Annotated in this window: 17 protein-coding genes; 7 read left to right on the top strand and 10 right to left on the bottom strand. The window is 60.8% G+C overall.

Annotated elements, in window-relative coordinates; genetic code table 11:
• Positions 1-10: 10 nt before the first annotated feature.
• Positions 11-2,212: a hypothetical protein gene (locus tag BM026_RS14560; protein ID WP_139217558.1), complete on the bottom strand. Its 2,202-nt coding sequence runs from the start codon at positions 2,210-2,212 to the stop codon at positions 11-13.
• 230 nt (positions 2,213-2,442) lie between these two features.
• Here BM026_RS14560 and BM026_RS14555 point away from each other — a divergent pair, with 230 nt between their 5' ends.
• Genes BM026_RS14555 through BM026_RS14540 form a run of 4 tightly spaced genes read left to right on the top strand, consistent with a single transcriptional unit; the run spans position 2,443 to position 7,206 of the window.
• Positions 2,443-3,954: an efflux transporter outer membrane subunit gene (locus tag BM026_RS14555; RefSeq protein ID WP_093529128.1), complete on the top strand. Its 1,512-nt coding sequence runs from the start codon at positions 2,443-2,445 to the stop codon at positions 3,952-3,954.
• Positions 3,955-3,964: 10 nt separating this feature from the next.
• The gene (locus tag BM026_RS14550) at positions 3,965-6,142 is read left to right on the top strand and encodes an FUSC family protein (protein WP_093529125.1); all 2,178 of its coding nucleotides are present in this window, start codon (positions 3,965-3,967) and stop codon (positions 6,140-6,142) included.
• On the top strand, positions 6,132-6,332 hold the full coding sequence (locus tag BM026_RS14545; RefSeq protein WP_071488550.1) for a DUF1656 domain-containing protein: 201 nt from the start codon (positions 6,132-6,134) through the stop codon (positions 6,330-6,332). Before BM026_RS14550 ends, BM026_RS14545 begins: the two co-directional genes overlap by 11 nt.
• A gap of 10 nt (positions 6,333-6,342) precedes the next feature.
• Positions 6,343-7,206 (top strand): efflux RND transporter periplasmic adaptor subunit, encoded by an 864-nt coding sequence (locus BM026_RS14540; protein WP_071488551.1) that lies wholly within the window; start codon positions 6,343-6,345, stop codon positions 7,204-7,206.
• A gap of 6 nt (positions 7,207-7,212) precedes the next feature.
• Here the strand turns inward: BM026_RS14540 and BM026_RS14535 are convergent, their stop codons facing one another.
• The 4 genes from BM026_RS14535 to BM026_RS14520 all read right to left on the bottom strand — a co-directional run bounded on the left by BM026_RS14535 (position 7,213) and on the right by BM026_RS14520 (position 10,275).
• Entirely contained in the window at positions 7,213-7,671 is a 459-nt protein-coding gene (locus BM026_RS14535; protein WP_256575522.1) for a hypothetical protein, read from the bottom strand.
• On the bottom strand, positions 7,661-8,587 hold the full coding sequence (locus tag BM026_RS14530) for an Ssp4 family T6SS effector (protein WP_093529122.1): 927 nt from the start codon (positions 8,585-8,587) through the stop codon (positions 7,661-7,663). Before BM026_RS14530 ends, BM026_RS14535 begins: the two co-directional genes overlap by 11 nt.
• Positions 8,588-8,692: 105 nt before the next feature.
• Positions 8,693-9,094: a DUF4440 domain-containing protein gene (locus BM026_RS14525; protein ID WP_093529120.1), complete on the bottom strand. Its 402-nt coding sequence runs from the start codon at positions 9,092-9,094 to the stop codon at positions 8,693-8,695.
• The gene (locus BM026_RS14520; protein WP_093529117.1) at positions 9,091-10,275 is read right to left on the bottom strand and encodes an MFS transporter; all 1,185 of its coding nucleotides are present in this window, start codon (positions 10,273-10,275) and stop codon (positions 9,091-9,093) included. Before BM026_RS14520 ends, BM026_RS14525 begins: the two co-directional genes overlap by 4 nt.
• Positions 10,276-10,386: 111 nt before the next feature.
• Here BM026_RS14520 and BM026_RS14515 point away from each other — a divergent pair, with 111 nt between their 5' ends.
• Positions 10,387-11,244 (top strand): LysR family transcriptional regulator, encoded by an 858-nt coding sequence (locus BM026_RS14515; protein WP_093529113.1) that lies wholly within the window; start codon positions 10,387-10,389, stop codon positions 11,242-11,244.
• On the opposite strand, the gene BM026_RS14510 is transcribed toward BM026_RS14515, so the two are convergent.
• Together BM026_RS14510 and BM026_RS14505 are read right to left on the bottom strand one after the other, a co-directional pair.
• Complete coding sequence (locus tag BM026_RS14510; RefSeq protein ID WP_093512419.1) at positions 11,241-12,053, bottom strand: SDR family oxidoreductase; 813 nt, start codon at positions 12,051-12,053, stop codon at positions 11,241-11,243. The two genes, BM026_RS14515 and BM026_RS14510, sit on opposite strands and share 4 nt — an antisense overlap.
• A 14-nt stretch (positions 12,054-12,067) precedes the next feature.
• On the bottom strand, positions 12,068-12,532 hold the full coding sequence (locus BM026_RS14505) for a multidrug transporter (protein ID WP_093512417.1): 465 nt from the start codon (positions 12,530-12,532) through the stop codon (positions 12,068-12,070).
• A 177-nt stretch (positions 12,533-12,709) separates the two neighbouring features.
• On the opposite strand from BM026_RS14505, the gene BM026_RS14500 reads away from it, so the two are divergent.
• Entirely contained in the window at positions 12,710-13,144 is a 435-nt protein-coding gene (locus BM026_RS14500; RefSeq protein ID WP_093512415.1) for a hypothetical protein, read from the top strand.
• Between the two features lie 133 nt (positions 13,145-13,277).
• Entirely contained in the window at positions 13,278-13,766 is a 489-nt protein-coding gene (locus tag BM026_RS14495) for a hypothetical protein (RefSeq protein ID WP_139217557.1), read from the top strand.
• Positions 13,767-13,862: 96 nt separating this feature from the next.
• Here the strand turns inward: BM026_RS14495 and BM026_RS14490 are convergent, their stop codons facing one another.
• From BM026_RS14490 to BM026_RS14480, 3 genes are all read right to left on the bottom strand, one after another.
• Complete coding sequence (locus BM026_RS14490) at positions 13,863-15,314, bottom strand: mannose-1-phosphate guanylyltransferase/mannose-6-phosphate isomerase (protein ID WP_071488563.1); 1,452 nt, start codon at positions 15,312-15,314, stop codon at positions 13,863-13,865.
• 106 nt (positions 15,315-15,420) lie between these two features.
• Positions 15,421-16,077 carry an alginate O-acetyltransferase AlgF gene (locus BM026_RS14485; RefSeq protein WP_058422926.1) on the bottom strand — a complete coding sequence of 219 codons (657 nt, stop codon included), beginning with the start codon at positions 16,075-16,077 and terminating at the stop codon, positions 15,421-15,423.
• Positions 16,078-16,093: 16 nt separating this feature from the next.
• On the bottom strand, positions 16,094-17,263 hold the full coding sequence (locus BM026_RS14480; RefSeq protein ID WP_092240839.1) for an alginate O-acetyltransferase: 1,170 nt from the start codon (positions 17,261-17,263) through the stop codon (positions 16,094-16,096).
• Position 17,264 lies beyond the last annotated feature (1 nt).

Below are 17,264 nucleotides of genomic sequence, written 5' to 3'. Positions count from 1 at the left end.
TGGCGAAGAGTCAGGACAACGTCCAGGCCTCACTGACTTTCGCCCTATAGTGCGGCATGTATTCCTGTAGCAAGTGATTGAATGCCGCCTGTGCGCGGGCGCGGTTTTCACCGGTAGGTACGTCGAGGGCGGCGTGGGCGCGCTGTATCAGGGTTTCGGCGGCCCGGGCGAGTACCGGACTGATGCGTTTGAGTGCGTCAATCTCCGCGGTCAGCGACGTACCGTGGGCCTGCCGGCCCAGGGTGTCGAGCAATGCATGAAAGTCATCGGCGTGCCGCTCTACGTAATCGTCCCAGCCCGGCTTCTCATCGGGGTTTTCCAGGTAGCGGCGGGCGATTGGCAGCAGATGATCCAGTGAGTCGCTGCCTAACCGTTCTTTGTGCAAGGTTTGCCGGGTGCGCAACGACTGCGCCTCGATGACGCTGAACTGTTCAACCTGTTGCGGCAGTACCAGATTGCGGTCTTTGTCCTCCGTATGACGGGTATAGAGCACCACCGGTTGGCCGTGCTTTATCTTTACCAGCACTTGGGTGGACCACGGTCTGGCGGGATCAGGCAGCGATTCGCTGATCGAGCGGACCAGGTGTCCCCAGCCGAATGTCTGCTCGCCAATGGTATCAAGTGCTTGGTCCAGCATTTCCTTGACGACTTGCCGGGATTCTAAAGGGGCAATATCGATTGTCAGGTAATCACCGCTCAGGTGCGGGTCATCGAGCTTGCGTTGGCTGACTTCAATGGTCACGCCTTTGCCCGCCCCGCCCTGTGACGAGGCCGCTACCCCGGCAGAGAAACTCTGTATCTGGGCGATGGCGGTCAGCTTGTAGACTTTCAGCGCATCGGGGCGCAGCTGAGCAGGGTGACGCTGGATCAGCGTGTACATTTCATTCTCCAGCGGCCTATCGATGCGCGACTGTGCCTTGAGCAGTACATAGCGCTCCAGCAATGATTGGGCCTGTTTGTTGCTGGCGTGGCGGGTGGCGTTCAGCTCGGACGCTGGCACGGGTGTGCAGACCTGCCGGGTGAATTGTTTGCTGGTGGCGTCTATGTGGTTTTTCATGTCGGCCAACAGTGCCAGGGGGTCGTCGTTGTAGTGCTTGTGCGAGGCCAGGCGACGATGCGCCAACTCCGGCGCCGTTTCATACAGGCTCAGGATATCCAGGGTGATGTGTCGGTGAGTGCGTTGCAGGGTTGGCTTTATCGTGGTTTTCACCTGCAGAGCACTGAAGACATTCACCGTCGACTTGTTATGGGCCGTCAACGCGAAGCCGCGTTCGGTGATCACCGGTTGGGACGTGTTTCTCACGCTGGGCAGCTCAACATCGGTCAGGCCTGCGTCGGCCAATGCCGCCCTGACATAGGGTTGGCTCAGCGCTGAGTAGGCCAGGTGTTTCTGCAGGTTGTAGCTATCACGCAACAAGCTGGGCAGGTTCTTCACAGTGCGACGGATACTCTCGCTTAGCGAGGTGCGAACGGAATGGCTGCGCGCATCGGCGTACTGTTCCAGGTTTTCGTATTCGCGAGCCGAAACATAGCCGATACCGAGTTGGCTGTGGGTCTGGAACAGCTTCTCGATCGATGACTTCAACTGTGCCTGCAGGCTGATGGCGCGCGTGCTTCTGATGCGCTGGTCGGCGCAGACCTCCAGGCGGGAGTCGGCTGCCAGCTGCGGCCCGGCACGCGTCTGTTGCGTTGGTTCCAATGCAACGTTGTAGCCGATATGACGGTGGTTGCTGCGTTCGCCGCCATTGCGGACATAGGCGAGTGCCGGTAATAACTTTTGCGTCAGGCGCAGATGTTTGCCAGCACTGACGGCTGCCCGGAACTGCCATTTGAGGGCTCGACACAGTGCATAGTCGGCCTCGATGTCCGGGTCCCTGGAGGTGCGGTGCCGGCGAAGCAGGTGTTCGGCCTTTTTGAAAAACGCGTAAAAGTCCGGTAATGCCTCTACCGACACCTCAAGGCTCGGCTCTCGGCTGGACAGCTTGTGGTGAAGCGCCTCTATTGACGCTCGATCGCGATGATCGTCTGCAAGCGGGATCAGCTTTTCCAGGACGCTGTCCGCAATCCAGCACACATCACGCTCCAGGGGGCGCATGCCGGGTTGCAGTGGTGCTGGCGAGAGGTGTAGCTGCCTGCGCAGAACGTCAGCGGTCTGTTGTGCAGGGGCGGATATGGCTGCTTCGAAAGGGCGTGCGTTGAGGACTGAAAACATTCGGGCACTCCAGAGGGTGGAATGCTCGTTAGTGTGCTTGCTGGCAGCGCACCGCGCTGTAGGGAGAATGTCCCTGTGCCGGGATAAATAGCCCTACATCCTTGGAGCCAGCTCGGATTATCGTCTGAACGGTAACAAAGATTCACAGGAATGCCAGCTTATCGTTCCCCATGCCGCCCCCTAGAATTGCGCCACCTCTCCCCGCAACACCCTCTCAGGAATTCACAGCAGTGCCGCGTCGCATCAGCAGAGAGCTCAAGACTCTCAGTGTTTGGGCTTTATCGTTCGCAATCAGCGGCTGCATCGGAACCGGAGGAGTAGCCCCTCAAGGCCAGTCCCTCAACGCCAATAACCTGGCTACCGACGACGCCATCCAGAGCGCCGCGCAAGACGCCCACTGGCCCACCGCACACTGGTGGCAAGCCTACGGCGATCCCCAACTGAACCGCTGGGTCGCCCTCGCTACCGAAAACAGCCCAAGCATGGTCATGGCCGTTGCACGGGTGCGTGAAGCACGGGCCATGGCGGGGGTTGCCGAGTCGGCCGAGTCGTTGCAGATCAATAGCGACACTACCCTCAAGCGTCACAATTGGCCGAAGGATCAATTCTACGGGCCGGGCGAGCTGAGCGGTGCCAACACATGGGATAACAATGCGTCCCTGGGCCTGAGCTACGCCCTCGACCTGTGGGGCCGTGAAAGCAATGCCAGCGAACGTGCCGTCGACCTGGCGCACATGAGCGCCGCCGAAGCGCGCCAGGCCCAGCTCGAATTGCAGAACAACGTGGTGCGCGCCTATATCCAGCTGTCGTTGCAGTACGCCAATCGCGATATCGTCGCGGCCACCTTGGCGCAACAGCAGCAGATTCTCGACCTGGCCAACAAACGCCTGAACGCCGGGATCGGCACCCACTTTGATGTCAGCCAGGCCGAAACGCCGTTGCCGGAAACCCATCGCCAACTGGACGCCCTGGACGAAGAGATCGCCCTGAGCCGCAACCAACTCGCAGCGCTGGCGGGCAAGGGGCCGGGGGAGGGCGCGACATTGCAACGCCCGACCCTGTCTCTCGCCGCGCCCCTGAAACTGCCGTCGCGACTGCCTGCGCAATTGCTCGGCCAACGCCCGGACGTGGTCGCCAGCCGCTGGCAAGTCGCGGCCCAGGCCCGTGGCATCGACGTGGCCCACGCCGGTTTTTATCCCAACGTGGACCTGGTCGGCAGCCTCGGCTACATGGCCACCGGTGGCGGCATGCTGGAGTTCCTGGCGGGCAAGAAATTCAACTACAACGTCGGTCCGGCGATCACCTTGCCGATCTTCGACGGAGGGCGCCTGCGTGCAGAACTGGGTGAAGCCAGCGCCGGTTATGACGTCGCGGTCGCCAAGTACAACCAGACATTGGTCAACGCACTCAAGGGCATCAGCGACCAGTTGATCCGTCGCGAGTCCATGGACAAACAAGCGTCCTTCGCCGCGCAGTCGGTGGCTTCGGCGCAGAAAACCTACGACATCGCGATGATCGCCTACCAGCGCGGCCTCACCGACTACCTCAATGTGCTGAATGCGCAGACGTTGTTGTTCCGCCAGCAGCAGGTGCAGCAACAGGTGCAGGCCGCCCGCCTGAGTGCCCACGCCGAACTGGTCACCGCCCTGGGCGGCGGCCTCGGTGCTGGCAGCGACGTACCGCAAGACGCCAAGACCCTCCCGAGCAAGACCCCGACGGCACTGGCCGTGTTCGATCACTGAGTAGGATTTGATGACTCCCTTGCCTGCACCGCTGCGCTGGCTGCATGCCCTTGAGTGGCGCCGTGGTTTTTTCGACTGGGTACGCAGCGATGGCGTGACCTGGGTGTATATCTTCAAGGTGCTGGCCGCCGCGTTCCTCACGCTGTGGTTGGCCATGCGCCTGGAGTTGCCGCAACCGCGTACGGCGATGATCACCGTGTTTATCGTGATGCAACCGCAAAGCGGCCAGGTGTTCGCCAAGAGCTTCTATCGCTTCCTCGGCACTCTGGCGGGGTCGGCGGTGATGGTGCTGCTGATCGCCTTGTTTGCGCAGAACACCGAGTTGTTCCTTGGTGCCTTGGCGATCTGGGTGGGCATGTGCACCGCTGGTGCCACGCGCAATCGTAACTTTCGCGCCTATGGTTTCGTGCTGGCCGGCTACACGGCGGCGATGGTCGGCCTGCCTGCGCTGGCGCATCCGGACGGTGCTTTCATGGCAGCGGTGTGGCGGGTGCTGGAAATCTCCCTGGGGATTCTGTGCGCCACGCTGGTCAGCGCCGCGATCCTGCCGCAAACCTCCAGTGCCGCCATGCGCAATGCCTTGTACCAGCGCTTTGGGGTGTTCGCGCTGTTCGTCACCGATGGCCTGCGCGGGCGCAGCCAGCGTGAAGGGTTCGAGGCCAGCAACGTGCGCTTCATCGCCGAAGCCGTGGGCCTGGAAGGGCTGCGCAGTGTCACGGTGTTTGAAGACCCGCACATGCGCCGGCGCAATGGTCGGCTCAGTCGCCTCAACAGCGAGTTCATGAGCCTCACCACGCGCTTCAATGCCTTGCACCAGTTGCTCGAGCGCCTGCGCAGCGATGCCGCCGACCATGTTGTCGCGGCCATCAAACCCGGCCTGCAAGACCTCGCCGAAGTGCTCGATGGTTTTTCTGGCCGTGCGCTCACCAGCCCTGACGCGGCGCGCCTGGTCAATCAACTGAGTGCCTACAAGGACAGCTTGCCCGCCAAGGTCCGTAGCCTGCGCGCGGCCTTTCAGGAAGGCGATCCCACCGAAGCCGAGCAGCTGGATTTCCACACCGCCTACGAGTTGCTCTACCGTTTCGTCGACGACCTGCACAACTACGCGCAAACCCACGCGTCCCTGGCCGATCACAGCCATGCGCGCGAGCAGTGGGACGAAACCTTTATCCCGAAGACCAACTGGTTGGCTTGCGCCGCCTCGGGGATTCGCGCGTCGTTTATCTTGATTGTGCTCGGCAGTTACTGGGTCGCCACCGCCTGGCCCAGCGGTGCGACCATGACCCTGATTGCCGCCGCCACCGTGGGCCTGTCCGCCGCCACGCCGAACCCGAAGCGCATGGCGTTCCAGATGGCCTGCGGCACGTTGCTCGGTGCGTTGGTGGGCTTTGTCGAAATGTTCTTCGTGTTCCCCTGGATCGACGGTTTCCCGCTGCTGTGCGTGATGCTTGCGCCGGTGATCATCTTCGGCGCGTTTCTCGCTTCACGTCCGCAATACGCGGGTGTCGGGGTAGGCCTGTTGATCTTCTTCAGCACCGGTTCGGTACCGGATAACCTCACGGTCTACAACCCCTACACCTTTATCAACGACTACATCTCCATGGTCATCGGCATGCTGGTGTGCGCGGCGGCGGGGGCGATCATCCTGCCGCCCAACAGCCGCTGGTTGTGGCGCCGCCTGGAGCAGGACCTGCGCGAACAGGTGGTGTATGCGATCAGCGGCAAGCTCAAGGGCCTGGCCTCGAGTTTTGAAAGCCGCACCCGCGACCTGCTGCACCAGGCCTACGGCCTCGCCGTCGGCCAGCCGCAAGTGCAGCGCGACCTGCTGCGCTGGATGTTCGTGGTGCTGGAAGTCGGTCACGCGATCATTGAGCTGCGCAAGGAACAGGCGATCCTTCCGGTGCACCCGGCGTACGCCGAGTCCCAGCCGTGGCGCCAGGCGATCCGCGTGATGGGCCGCTCGCTGGTGCGGCTGTTCCTGCAACCCAGCGCGAGCAACCTGGAGCGCGGCCTCATCGCCGTCGACCATGCGATCAGCCGCGTACAGGCTACCGACGAACCCTTCGCCCCGCACTTCGACACGTCGGCCCTGCGCCGGGTGAAAAGCTACCTGCACTTTATCCGCACTTCATTGCTCGACCCGCAATCGCCACTCGCTGCCTTTAAAGGAACTGCGCATGCCCCGTGAAATCGCCTTCCACGGCATCTATATGCCGACCATGACCCTGATGTTCCTGATCGCGGCGGGGCTGGCCTGGGGTGTGGATCGCTTCCTGGCCGGGTTCGACCTGTACCGTTTTTTCTGGCACCCGGCGTTGCTGCGCCTGAGCCTGTTCGTCTGCCTGTTCGGCGCCCTGGCGCTGAGCGTCTACCGTTGAGAATGCCCCGATGAAAAAGTTTTTCAGCCTGCTCGCGACCTTGCTGGTACTGGCCCTGGCGATCTGGATTGGCCGCACGTTGTGGGTGCATTACATGGAAACCCCGTGGACCCGCGACGGCCGTGTGCGCGCCGACATCATCAACGTGGCGGCCGACGTCACCGGCGAAGTGGTCGACGTGCCGGTGCGTGACAATCAGCTTGTCAAAAAAGGCGACCTGCTGATGCAGATCGATCCCGAGCACTACCGCATTGCGGTCAAGCAGGCGCAATCGCTGGTCGCGTCGCGCAAAGCCACCTGGGAAATGCGCAAGGTCAACGCCCATCGCCGGGCGGACCTCGATGCGCTGGTGATTTCGAAGGAAAACCGTGACGACGCCAGCAACATCGCCGACTCCGCCTTGGCCGATTACCAGCATGCGTTGGCGCAACTGGAAGCCGCCGAACTCAACCTGAAACGCACCCGGGTGCTGGCGGCGGTGGACGGCTATGTCACCAACCTCAACGTGCACCGAGGCGACTACGCACGCATCGGCGAAGCGAAGATGGCGGTGGTGGATATGAATTCGTTCTGGGTCTACGGCTTCTTCGAAGAAACCAAACTGCCCCATGTGAAGGTCGGCGACAAAGCCGATATGCAGTTGATGAGCGGCGAGACCTTAAAGGGCCATGTAGAAAGCATCTCGCGCGGCATCTACGACCGCGACAATCCCGAGAGCCGCGAGTTGATTGCCGATGTGAACCCGACCTTCAACTGGGTGCGCCTGGCCCAGCGGGTGCCGGTGCGGATTCATATCGATGAAGTGCCGCAGGGGGTGTTGTTGGCGGCGGGGATTACGTGCACGGTGATTGTGCGGGAGTTGTCGGGAGGTTGAGGTCGGCTAATGACGGCGTGCGTTGGCCCGCACTTCGCGTCGCCGTCTGACCCGCATTATGCTGACGTATCGGCGGTGATTTCGTGTATTGAGCATCAGCAGGCAGACCAGAGATTGAAACAAGGGAAACAGTGCAAACATAGAAACCGGGTGGCTCCCCAGGTAGTCTGCCGCAAGCAATGCATTCAGGGCTGCGGTGCACACAAGTAGTGGCGGCCCTGAGCGTAACCCTCGTACCACCAGGGCTAATCCCATGCACATTACCAGCACCAATATCAGGCTCGCTGCTATCGCGTATTCGCTGGGGAGATAGTTGATTCGGGTGTAATACGACAGGCTGTGTGACAGGTTGCCTGAACTGCTGACCAAGTTCATGGACACTGCAGTTCCCACCGTGAAAGCGAAACGCTTGGTGTCATTGCACCATGTTCGCGGTGTCGGCGCAGGGGCTTTCTTAATGCTCATGGCTGTCGAACTCCTCGTAGAGCGCGATAACGAGATGGTTGATGTTTCCGGACAGGACACTGCCGGCTATTGCAAAAGCTGCACCCACTTGGTCTGCCAGTTGAATGAGAATGTTGCGGCGTAATTGGGCGTTGGTGAAGCGCTTGGGGAGTTTTCCGGCCAACTGCTTCAGCCGAATCAGTTCGCGAGGATGACGAGGGTTTTGCAGGCGCAGAACTTCGTTTGTCAGCTTTGCGCGTTCTTGGCGGCTCATGCGCCTCAATATGTCGGACAGGTCACGACCCGTCGTGTTCTTTATTGTCATAACGGTCTTGACCGTGACAAACGAAGTACTTCCCGCGCCGACCAGCGAAATACCATCCAGTGCTAACGTCATTGCCTGATACCAACTCAGGCTGTCGTAGTAATCGTTCTGTTCCGGGTTGGCTAGCTCTCTGTATGTTCGCCACACGCCGTTGATACATTGCAAACCACTGGCTGCCGCAGCGGTATAAGCAATGTAACTGACTGCAAGGCTGGAACCTGCACTAAGGGGCGCCGTCGCGATGCCTGCCTTGGCAACGATGATTCCGATCACAGCGCCGCCGCATGACAGAGCCGTCCCCGATGCTTCTTTCCACACCTGCGACTCATGCAGTGAACTGGCCGCCAGCTGCGCATATTCTTCTGCCGTCCTGACCGGCCCCGTCATTTCCCGCAACATCACGCGCTTGGGCCTGATACTGCACAGCGGCACAAACTCACGCAGTACCGTCACCTGATAATCACTGCCGATATGCACCACTGCGGCCCCGACGATGGCCGGGTCGGCATCTATGGTTCGATAGAGCTTGGGCAGGTCCAGCAGACTGGTCAGCCGCTGGCGAGTAGTGGTATGCGCTTGCGGCACACCACTTTGCAGAAAATCCCTGGGCATCCTTTCACCTGTGAGTCGACAGAGGTGAAAGAGCCTGGGGATTGTTTCCTTGTAATGATGTCAGGCCGTTCGCTGTTTTTTGTAGGACGCGGCCTGGTAATTATCTCACTGCGCTATGAAGGTCTCGTGCAAATGCCGCCACAACAGCACGCCACTGGCCTGCTTCTCAAACACCACGGTAGCGCGGCGATCCGTCTGCGTGCCGCTGGCATCCACCTGATGTTCGCGGTAAGTCACCGTCGCCCCACGAGCATGCCGGTCGATCCCGGCCATCTCGCTCAAGGTGATCTTCAACCCCGGGCGCATGCCGCCCAGACGCGTGAACAGTGCATTGACCCCGGCGGCATTCACCCGTGCGCCGGTAGCGGGGGCGATCATGCTGAACTCCGGCGAAAAGCGGGCGAGCAACGTCTTCAAGGTGCCTTCGGGTGCGACACCGGCAAACCATTGTTCGATCTCGACGTGGGTCTGGATCACTTCTTCAAAAAAATCGCTGTAGTCAATCATCGGTCGGGCTCGCTGGCAGGGTGAAGCAGTGCAAGTAGCCTGGACGCATCCAGGCGCAGCACCGCAAAAAGAGGCAGCAGGGTCAGGGCTGCCGCCATCGTGAAGGTTATGGCGAAGGAATCCAAGGCTGACAACAGCGCACTCAGTGCAGCGGCGCCCAGGCAGAAGCTGACTTGTCGATTGATATTCCACAAGGCGCTGGCGTGACCCATGCGTTCAGCGGGGATGTCGAGAAAGGCCAGGGTCTGCGCGGTGCTGCTGCACAGGCTGCCGCCCAACCCCATCAACAAATAGGCTGGAATGATCAGTGCAGGGCCATTCAGCAACAAGATGCCCAGGCATTGCAGCAGCATGCCCGCCAACAACAACGGCTTCGGACCACAGCGGTTGAACAGTTTTTTGCTGAGCAAAATCGCCAGTGCCGACGCCAGTGCCCACGGCAGCATCAAGGCGCCGGTCTGTGTGGCGTCGTACCCGAGGCCGCGAAGATAGAGTATGGCGATGAGGCTGGTACCGATGAACACGCCGGGGATGCACAGGTAGATCAGCATCGCGGTGCGCAGCATTGGGCTGCGCATCTGTTGGAAAATACTGCCCACGTCCAGTGGCACACGACGGCTCGACGGCCTGTCAGGTTTTATCCATAGAACGGTCAGCAGCAGGGTCATCAACGCCAGTGGCAGATTGGCGTAGAAGATCCAGCGCCACGACACGTTGTCGACAATCAAACCACCCAGAGCCGGAGACAGCGCCGGCACCAGCAATGCCACCGACATCACTCGCGCTGTCAGTTGGCTGCGTTCAGCCGCCGGGAAATGCCGGTAAGCCATGGCCTGCCCGACAGGAATCAGCAAGCCACCGCCCAGCCCTTGCAGGGCACGCCAGCCGATCAGTGGTTCAATCGAACTCGCCTGGCCCACCATCACCGATGCCCCGGCGAACAGCAACAGGCTTGCCGCGATCAGCGTTCGCTCCCCCATCACCGCAGCCAACCAGACACTGAGCGGAATGATCACGGTCAGGCCGATCAGATAGGCATTGCTGATCCAGGCCAGTTGCGTGACCGAGGCGTGCAGTTCGCGGGCAATGTCCGGGTAGGCGACGGTGGCGACAAACATGTTTACCAGGTCCAGGGCGAAGCCCAGCAAAAAGATCCAGGCGACTTTCGAGCGGTAGGTCATGAACGCAATCCTGCGAATGAAGCGGGCAGGGTAGGCCGCACACAACATTTGGGCTACGCCGGTTTGCCTGCTAGTTTGTCAAAAATATTTTGACAAAGAGACCTCCAACCCATGGTCAGCCTGGACCGATTCGACACCTTCAAGGCCGTGGTCGAGGCCGGCTCTCTCACCGCTGCCGCTGACCTGTTGGGCCAGACTCGCGCCATGGTCAGCTTCAACCTCAAGCGCCTGGAGGCGGAACTGGGCGTTACTCTGTTGACCCGCAACACCCGCCAACTGGCGCTGACCGATGCCGGCGAACGCTTCTACGTGCGTTGCACGCGCATGCTCGAAGAAGCTCGATTGGCGGTGGAGGAAGCCCGCTCGGAGCATGCCCAACTCAAAGGCACGTTGCGCATCACCACCACCATCGAATACGCGTTGGCCGTGGTCGCGCCGGCGGTCGAAGCCTTCCGCCGCCTGCATCCGGACCTGGACATTCACTTGTCCACTTCCTCGACCCATGCCGACCTGATCTCCGAACGTTTCGACGTGGCGATTCGACTGGGCCGCCTGCTCGATTCCAATCACCGCGCGGTGCAATTGTCCACCTTCGAGGTGTTTGTCGTGGCGGCACCGGAGTTCGCCGGGGTTGACACGCTGGAGGCATTGGAGCCGTTGCCCAAATTGGCACATGGCCGTCTGACTGAGTTAAGCCTGACCGACCCCGAAGGTGGCCAACATCAGTACCGTCCCGGCAATGCCTCGCTGGTAGCCGATAGCGCGGCGGTCCTGCAAGCCTTTGCCGTGCGCGGGCATGGCGTGGCAGTGTTGCCGCAGTGGTTGGTGCAGGACGATCTGAACAGCGGGAGGTTGGTGCGCCTGTTGCCGGACCATCGCTTCGCTCCGCAAGGGGTCTATGCGATGTATCCGGACACTCGGCATTTGCCGCTCAAGGTGCGGGCATTTATTGATTTCATGAAGGGCTAGAGTGAGCCCGCCAGACCAAAACGCTTCTTCAGCACTCTCTCCAACAACCCCTTGGGCAACAGCGCCGCCATCAACGGCAACGCGCGGCTGCCGTTGCCCGAACGCAGCAGGCGCGGCGGTTGCGACTGTTGCACGGCCTTGAGTACGTCCGCCGCAAACTCATTGGCGGGTGTCGGCTTGTCCTGCGACGCCTGGCTGCGTGCGCGAATACCTTCGCGCAATGGCCACCACGGTGATTGCTGGTTGATCAACAATTCAGCCTGGGCGCCGGCGTTTTTTGCGAAGCTTGTATTGATAGCGCCGGGCTGCACTTCCATGACCCGCACGCCAAACGGCGCGAGTTCCATGCGCAGCGCGTCGCTCAGGGCATGTACGGCCGCTTTGGATGCGCAGTAGGCGCCCGCGAACGGCGTCACCAGCACCCCGGACACGCTGCCGATATTCACCACCAGGCCTTTGCGTTTGCGCAGCGCCGGAAAAAACGCCTGGGTCACGCCGATGATGGAAAACACATTGGTTTCGAACTGCCGTTGCATGGCGTCGGTGCCGCCGTCGAGCAACGGCCCCATGGCGCCATAGCCGGCGTTGTTGATCAGCACATCCAGCTCGTCCAGGTGCCCGGCCAGCGTTTGCAGGGCGGCGCTGTCATTCACGTCCAGCAGCACGGCATGGAAGCCGGCGTCGTTGAGGGCGATCACGTCTTCTTCGCGGCGGGCGCTGGCGAGCACGTCGTAGCCTGCCGCCTTGAAGGCGTCGGCCAGGGCACGGCCGATGCCGCTGGAACAACCGGTGATCAGTACGTTGGGCATGGATCAATCCTTTGTCAGTCCGAAAAACTGCCTTGCAGGTGCTCGGCACGAAATTCCAGGGTTTGCGGGCGATAGCCAGGGCGCAAGGGCGGGGTGGGCAGGCAGTCGTCCCACGTCGCCCCGGCCTGCAACTCGCCGGGGCCGCGATAGCGGGGGGCGGCGTAGACGTTGTCGGCCAGGTTGACCGAGTCGCCCGGTGCATAGGCGGCGACGCGCCAGCGCAGTTCGGTCAGCGGTACATCGTTGCCGTTGTTGAGGGTCAACTTGAGCGGGCGGTCGGCCGGGCACTCTTGCGGGGCGTAGCTGATGCGCAGTTCCAGGCGCGCCAGTTGCGAGGCTTCGCGGTTGTCCAGCCATACCACCCAGATCGCCACGAAACCCAGGCCCACGGCGGCGGCCAGCGACACCGGCAAGGCTCTGGCCGGGTAGCGCAGTAGCAGGACCAGCCAAGTGATGATCAGTAGAACGCCAAAAAACATGATGACAGTCTCATATGCGGATAAAACATCCTACTCGCGGGCGGGTGTGGATGCCTAACGCAGGATCAGTTTTCCTGTGCGAGGAACCGGCCCACGCATTTTGTCCACAGAGCTATAACAGGGAAGTACGGATTGTCCAGGATGTACTTATCGCAGTCTGATCAAGTGAGATAAACGATGACTATTGCAGCCCTTCTTGCTCCTGAGGTTACCTCTTCCCTAGCGTCGGTGGCGACCGCGCTTATCACATCTTCAAAAGTGGCTGAGCAGTCCCACCCTGCATCGCTCACGCAAACGATTGACGCGGCAGGATCACACCCGTTTTCGCGTAGGCAGGCTCAGAAGCTGACAAACCTGAAGCAAGTCATGCTGCAATCGCGTAACTGTGACATGAGCGCCAAGGGTGTGGGTATTGCCGTGGGCGGCATAGCCGTGCAGGAGGCTGGGCAAAAGTTAGCTGCTAGTGGTGGCCTTCTCTCCAAAGCCTTGGGTCTAGTGATGATTGTGGGAGGCAAGGTTGCCCAAGCGCATGGCGCCGAAAAATTCGATCTTGCAGGACGTCCGACGATCGCCCTCGGGAGCTCGCCCGAGTGGGACTGCCGACGCCGCTGAAACCTACCACCCCAGGTGTTTATTGGCTTCGAGACACGAACCAGTGTGGAGTCTTTTTACAAAAAACCGGGTACGCAGACGCTCTGTAAGCCCTTCAGTAACCCTACTGCCATCTTACGAAGTGAGATCCACCATGGCCATTCCAAACATCCTCGCTCCTGCGCAGATTTCTCCTGTAGTACCTGCATCCGTACCAGCGCCTGTCGTGCTGGGAACAATCGATCAAGCCCCCAGGGAGGAGGTCAGCTCGCGCCTATTCCCTCGTATGCAAAACATGGGGCTTACAAACCTGCGACAAACGGTTCTGCAAGGCGTCAATGACAAACTGAATGCGTACTTCTTTCCACCGCTCTACAACGATAAAAAGGACAAAGCCCAGGGGGCCGCTCTGACCGTTGTCGGGGGAATGGCCAAGGTGCTCGGAAAGACGGTGTCCAACTCCGGGGGATTTGCCTCCAAAGCCGCAGGTGGGGCGCTTATGTGGGGAGGGAAGGCCGCTGAAAAACTTGGCAAGGATCAATTCAAAAACGCGGGGAAAGATCACTCCAGCGGCAATTACAACGCCTTTTCCCCAAGAAATTGGGGCGTCAACTCGATGGGACACAATGGGGCCGTCCGCTGATAGGTGTAGAGAACCCGTGAACGAGAAAAGCCCCCACCCAACCCACTGCGGATAGGGGACGCAATGGGCTGGGCGAGGGCTTCTTGTACGACTGTTTTACTGCGCGATAGTTTTCACTGAAACGCCACGTTCAACCGGCGTCGAGCGACCGTAGATATCTTCAAAGCGCTCGATATCGTCTTCACCCAGGTAGCTGCCCGATTGCACTTCGATGATCTCCAACGGGATCTTGCCCGGGTTGCGCAGGCGGTGCACCGAGGCGATCGGGATGTAGGTGGACTGGTTCTCGGTGAGCAGGAACACGTTCTCGTCACAGGTCACTTCGGCCGTACCGCTGACCACGATCCAGTGTTCGGCGCGATGGTGGTGCATCTGCAGCGACAGGCACGCGCCCGGCTTGACCGAGATGTGCTTGACCTGGAAGCGGCCGCCCATGTCCACCGAATCGTAGGAGCCCCACGGACGGTACACTTCACAGTGGTTCTGGGTTTCGCTGCGGCCCTGGTCGTTGAGGGTGTTGACCATCTGCTTCACGCCCTGGACCTTGTCCTTGTGGGCAATCATCATCGCGTCCTTGGTTTCCACCACTACGATGTTGTCCAGGCCGATCACCGACACCAGTTTGCCGTTGCCGTGGATCATGCAGTTGCGGCTGTCCTGGATCACCACGTCGCCTTTGCTGACGTTACCGTGGACGTCTTTGTCGTTGACCGCCCACAGCGAGGCCCAGCAGCCCACGTCGCTCCAACCGGCACTCAGTGGCACGACACAGGCGCGCTGGGTTTTTTCCATCACGGCGTAGTCGATGGAATTGTCCGGGCAGCAGGCGAAGGTGGCTTCGTCGAACGACACGGTATCGGCGGTCTGTTCGCTGCGTTCGAGGGTCAGCAGGCAGGTGTCGTAGATGTCCGGGTCGTGCTTTTTCAGCTCTTCGAGGAAGCGGCTGGCGCGGAACAGGAACATGCCGCTGTTCCAGAAGTAACCGCCGCTTTTGACGAACTCGACGGCGCGTTTTTCATTGGGTTTTTCCACGAACTGCTCGACGCGGCTCACGCCTTCGGGCAGCAGCGAATCGTTGGTGGACTTGATGTAGCCATAACCGGTTTCCGGGCGGGTGGCCGGCACGCCAAACAGCACCATCTCGCCACGCTCTGCGGCCACGGTGGCCAGGGCCAGGGCGCGTTGCAGGGCTTTCTGGTCGTCGATCACGTGGTCGGCGGGCAGCACCAGCATCAGCTCGTCACGGCCTTCGTTGACCAGCATCATCGCGGTGAGGGCCACGGCCGGCGCGGTGTTGCGGCCGAACGGCTCCATCAGGATGCGTTGGCTTTCCAACTTACGGGCGGCCAGTTGTTCGTTGACGATAAAGCGGTGGTCCTTGTTGCAGACCACGATCGGGGTGTCCATGCCTTCGAACACCAGGCGCTCCAGGGTCTGCTGGAACAGCGTGTGTTCACCGGTCAGGGCCAGGAACTGTTTAGGGAACTGTTTACGGGAAAGCGGCCAAAGACGTGAGCCGCTACCACCGGAAAGGATGACTGGAATCATGGGTGTTTCTCCTTGAATCGATATGGGTCAGAGCTACGAAGGTTTGTCGTTTCACTCTTGTTTTTGTCTCGGTCCGGGTTGGTCTCAACCAACCCGGAAAAATGCCTTAGCGGGTCGACACTGGGCGTTTGACCCAGACTGGCGAGAGGCTCGAACCGGAGCCCGTCACATACAGCACCGCCGCTTCACCGCGTTCCAAGGCAACCGGCTTCACATCGCCGACTTTCTTGTCACCGTCATACAACGCCAGGCTTACTTTCACCGGGTTGATCTCACGCTCGCCACGGCCCTTGGCTGCCACTGACTTGACCACATCCGTCTTGCCATCGGCGGTTTTCAAGGTCAGGGCCTTGTCGCTGAGGTTCTGCACGCGCACCAGGGATTTCTGCTTGTTCTTGAACGGCGGTTCTTCGATCAGTTGTGGCTGGCCGCTGCCGCTGTTGACCAGGGTGTAGTAGTGGTCCGGAGCGAGTTTGACCGGTACGGTCTGGCTGCCGACCTTGGCGCTGTAGTCACCGCCGGGCATGAAGCTGAAGTCGCTGCTGGCCAGTGGGGCCACGTCGCTCAGGTTGGTGGCGCCGACGGTAGCGCTGACTTCCTGGTTGCTGGCGTTGTAGATGCGCACGAAGCTCGAGCCTTTTGGCGCGGTAGGGCCGTACAGGGCGGCGTCGCCACCGGCGAAGGCGGACATCGATACGAAGCTCAAACCGGCTGCGATGGCCAGGGTTTTAGCGAGACGACGAGGAGTTGTAGTGAAAGTCATGTGAGTTACCTCTCTTTCAGTTTTGCGCCCGGTCGGGCGTCTCGGATTTAGTGTTGATGGCCATGTTCTGTTGGCGCGAACCGGCTTGTTTAAGCTGCGCAACCCACGCGGGGTCGGCATCACCGATTTCGTTGTTCACGGGCAGATAACGTTCAGGAAACTCCCAGATCAGCACCTGGGGCGGGCTGTTCTTGAAGTCATCGCTTTTCAGGTAGCTGAGCATCGGCAGGATCGGGCCGTGGCCGTCTTCGGCGTAGCTGACCACGTCGCTGCCCAGGGCTTGCTTGAGGGCGCCGACGAAATTCCAGTTGGGGTTGGCGCTGTAGCTGGTGCCCACCAGCGCCACCGGGGTTTCGCTGTCGCTGAACAGCGCGTCGTCACCTTGGGTTTCGGCCAGGTGCGTGACGCGTTTTTGCAGCGGCTCTTGCGGCGGCATCAGGTTTTCGAACAGCGGGTCCAGCGGCAGGAACAGACGCAGGTCTCCTTTGTGCGGTGTGGTGCTCTCGGCCTCGGTGACAAAACGCTGGGGCTCGCCGCTCAGTGGGGTCTTGGCGGCAATGGTCTTGGCCAATTGCTTGGCGGCGATTTCAGCGCCGTCCGGGGTCCAGTGGGTGTCGGTGCGCAGGAACACCTGTTTGCCGCCGAGCTTGGCCTGTTGCAGCGGGCCGAGCAGGTCCGGGGCGATGATCTTGTCGGCGGCGACACGGGCGTGGAAGTCCTGGTACAGGTTGGCGTGGATGCTCGCCGGCTTCACTTCACCCAGGTGTTCCGGGTACAGGCGTACCTTTGCCGGTACGATCGCCATCACCAGTTGGATGCCCTGGGCCTTGAGCTTCTGGCGTACGCCTTCGACCAGCGCGTAGTTACCTTCCAGGTTCTGGTCTTCGTTGACGGCGGGGTTGAACTCCTCGTCGCTGTACAACCAGTGATCGCGACCCAGCACCACGCCGGGACGGCCTTCATTGAACAGCTTGTAGTCCAGCGCCGCCCACAGGTTGGTGCCCAGGCGCTTGATCGGGAACTGGTCGTCGTAGTGGGTCTCGACCGCCTTGGTCCAGCGACCGTTGAGCACGGTGGCGTCGGCATTGGTGCTGAAGCCGAAGAAGCTGCGCAGCGACCAGGCGCCCAGGGCGAGCAACACCACCAGGAACAGGCCGATATAGAGGACGCGTAATGAACGGGTCATG

This window comes from Pseudomonas sp. NFPP24 (assembly GCF_900112095.1).
In the GTDB taxonomy this organism is placed as follows: Bacteria; Pseudomonadota; Gammaproteobacteria; order Pseudomonadales; family Pseudomonadaceae; genus Aquipseudomonas; species Aquipseudomonas extremorientalis.
The sequence above is the reverse complement of the archived record's forward strand: the minus strand, read 5'-3'. Positions and strand labels throughout refer to the sequence as shown.

Excerpts from the sequence above, each read along its gene's own strand:
- BM026_RS14560 (WP_139217558.1), bottom strand. The coding sequence starts at position 2,212 with ATGTTTTCAGTCCTCAACGCACGCCCTTTCGAAGCAGCCATATCCGCC.
- BM026_RS14550 (WP_093529125.1), top strand. The coding sequence starts at position 3,965 with ATGACTCCCTTGCCTGCACCGCTGCGCTGGCTGCATGCCCTTGAGTGG.
- BM026_RS14545 (WP_071488550.1), top strand. The coding sequence starts at position 6,132 with ATGCCCCGTGAAATCGCCTTCCACGGCATCTATATGCCGACCATGACC.
- BM026_RS14540 (WP_071488551.1), top strand. The coding sequence starts at position 6,343 with ATGAAAAAGTTTTTCAGCCTGCTCGCGACCTTGCTGGTACTGGCCCTG.
- BM026_RS14535 (WP_256575522.1), bottom strand. The coding sequence starts at position 7,671 with ATGAGCATTAAGAAAGCCCCTGCGCCGACACCGCGAACATGGTGCAAT.
- BM026_RS14530 (WP_093529122.1), bottom strand. The coding sequence starts at position 8,587 with ATGCCCAGGGATTTTCTGCAAAGTGGTGTGCCGCAAGCGCATACCACT.
- BM026_RS14525 (WP_093529120.1), bottom strand. The coding sequence starts at position 9,094 with ATGATTGACTACAGCGATTTTTTTGAAGAAGTGATCCAGACCCACGTC.
- BM026_RS14520 (WP_093529117.1), bottom strand. The coding sequence starts at position 10,275 with ATGACCTACCGCTCGAAAGTCGCCTGGATCTTTTTGCTGGGCTTCGCC.
- BM026_RS14515 (WP_093529113.1), top strand. The coding sequence starts at position 10,387 with ATGGTCAGCCTGGACCGATTCGACACCTTCAAGGCCGTGGTCGAGGCC.
- BM026_RS14510 (WP_093512419.1), bottom strand. The coding sequence starts at position 12,053 with ATGCCCAACGTACTGATCACCGGTTGTTCCAGCGGCATCGGCCGTGCC.
- BM026_RS14505 (WP_093512417.1), bottom strand. The coding sequence starts at position 12,532 with ATGTTTTTTGGCGTTCTACTGATCATCACTTGGCTGGTCCTGCTACTG.
- BM026_RS14500 (WP_093512415.1), top strand. The coding sequence starts at position 12,710 with ATGACTATTGCAGCCCTTCTTGCTCCTGAGGTTACCTCTTCCCTAGCG.
- BM026_RS14495 (WP_139217557.1), top strand. The coding sequence starts at position 13,278 with ATGGCCATTCCAAACATCCTCGCTCCTGCGCAGATTTCTCCTGTAGTA.
- BM026_RS14490 (WP_071488563.1), bottom strand. The coding sequence starts at position 15,314 with ATGATTCCAGTCATCCTTTCCGGTGGTAGCGGCTCACGTCTTTGGCCG.
- BM026_RS14485 (WP_058422926.1), bottom strand. The coding sequence starts at position 16,077 with ATGACTTTCACTACAACTCCTCGTCGTCTCGCTAAAACCCTGGCCATC.
- BM026_RS14480 (WP_092240839.1), bottom strand. The coding sequence starts at position 17,263 with ATGACCCGTTCATTACGCGTCCTCTATATCGGCCTGTTCCTGGTGGTG.